The organism is Candidatus Neomarinimicrobiota bacterium (genome assembly GCA_018647265.1).
Taxonomy (GTDB): Bacteria; Fidelibacterota; Marinisomatia; order Marinisomatales; family TCS55; genus TCS55.
This window is the reverse complement of record JABGTK010000145.1, coordinates 1-2,160: the sequence shown is the minus strand read 5'-3', so window position 1 is coordinate 2,160 and position 2,160 is coordinate 1. Positions and strand designations below refer to the sequence as shown.

General features: G+C 43.0%; 1 protein-coding gene. It reads left to right on the top strand.

Translation table 11 applies throughout. From position 1 onward, the window contains the following. Positions 1–90: 90 nt before the first annotated feature. Positions 91–2,160: aconitate hydratase (locus HN459_09185; GenBank protein ID MBT3479617.1), on the top strand; the 2,070-nt coding region annotated here is incomplete at its 3' end.

Genomic DNA, 2,160 nt, shown 5'->3' with positions numbered 1-2,160 from the left:
ATGTAATTTGGCACTCTTTTTCTTAACAAATTTATTGATATTTGTAATGAATCGTACATTTTGAAAGGATTTTCCGTGTTTGACCTTAATATGATCAAAGCCGTTTATGACCGATTGCCGGGCCGGGTTGCGACTGCTCGAAAGATAATTGGCCGCCCTTTAACACTCTCAGAAAAAGTTTTATATAGCCATCTTTCCCAAGGTGATGCGAATGAAGTTCATGAACGCGGGGAATCTTATGTGGATTTTGATCCAGATCGTGTGGCTATGCAAGATGCCACTGCTCAAATGGCACTCCTCCAATTTATGATGGCGGGGAAGGAAAAAGTTGCCGTACCATCCACAACTCATTGCGATCATTTGATTCAGGCAAAAGTTGGCGCTGGGACAGATTTGGATGTGGCCAAGAATGTAAATAGTGAAGTGTATAATTTCCTCGAATCAGTTTCCAATAAATTTGGTGTTGGGTTTTGGAAACCGGGCGCTGGGATTATCCATCAAGTTGTATTAGAAAATTATGCATTCCCCGGGGGTATGATGATCGGAACGGATAGTCACACGGTCAATGCCGGCGGATTAGGAATGGTCGCCATTGGTGTAGGCGGTGCTGATGCTGTGGATGTAATGGCGGGCATACCATGGGAATTGAAATTCCCCAAGTTAATTGGTGTAAAACTTACGGGTGAATTGAGTGGCTGGACTTCAGCCAAAGATGTAATCTTGAAAGTCGCAGGTATCCTTACTGTTAAAGGAGGAACCGATGCTATTGTGGAATATTTTGGTGAAGGTGCCGATAAAATGTCCTGTACCGGAAAAGGGACAATCTGTAATATGGGCGCCGAAATTGGCGCCACCACTTCCATATTTGGTTATGATGAACATATGGCTAATTATCTTCGAGCTACAGGCCGTACCGAAGTAGCAGAACTGGCCAATGGTGTTGCTGAACATTTGAAAGCTGACGTTGAAGTTTATGCTGATCCTGAATCCTACTTCGACCAAGTAATTGAAATTAATTTATCAGAACTGGAACCCCATTTGAATGGTCCTTTTACGCCAGATCGGGCTACACCTATTTCTGAAATGGCTAAGGCAGCGGAAGAAAATGATTGGCCAACTGATGTGAAAGTGGGCTTAATCGGTTCATGTACCAACTCATCCTATGAAGATATTTCTCGTTCCGCTTCAATTGCGAAACAAGCGGTGGATCATGGATTAAAAACTAAATCGAAATTCACGATTACGCCGGGGTCTGAACAAGTACGTTACACCATCGAACGTGATGGGCTTATTGATACATTTAATGAATTGGGTGCGAGTGTTTTTGCCAATGCCTGTGGTCCTTGTATCGGCCAGTGGTCTAGGGATGGTGCAGACAAGCAAGAAAAGAATACAATTGTTCACTCCTTTAATCGGAACTTTGCCAAACGAGCTGATGGAAACCCAAATACACATGCTTTTGTTGGATCTCCTGAATTGGTGACAGCCATTGCCATTGCAGGAAATTTGACATTTAATCCTATCACAGATACGCTCACGAATGATAAGGGGGAAGCCATTAAGTTAGAAATTCCCACTGGTTTTGACCTACCTGAAAAGGGCTTTGCTGTGAAAGACTTGGGATACCAAGCACCTGCGGATGATGGTAGTGATGTTGATGTGGTTATTGATCCAACTTCCGAACGATTACAATTTCTCACGCCATTTGAACCTTGGGATGGAAATAATATTACCGGTGCAAAACTGTTAATCAAAGCCAAAGGGAAATGTACAACTGACCATATTTCTATGGCGGGACCTTGGTTACGATTAAGAGGACATTTGGATAATATTTCGAATAATATGCTCACCGGTGCATTGAACTTCTTTAATGAAAAAACTAATTCTGTGAAAAACCAACTGAATGGCGAATATGGCGCTGTGCCTGATGTACAGCGTGATTATAAATTTAACCAAGTACCCACTATCGTTGTTGGAGACGAGAACTATGGTGAAGGGTCATCCCGTGAGCATGCTGCCATGGAACCACGCTTCCTCGGCGTTCGTGCTGTGCTAGTGCGCTCCTTTGCGCGAATCCACGAAACCAATTTAAAAAAGCAGGGCATGTTGGCACTGACATTTGCAGATAAAAGCGATTATGACAAAATATTAGAAGACGAT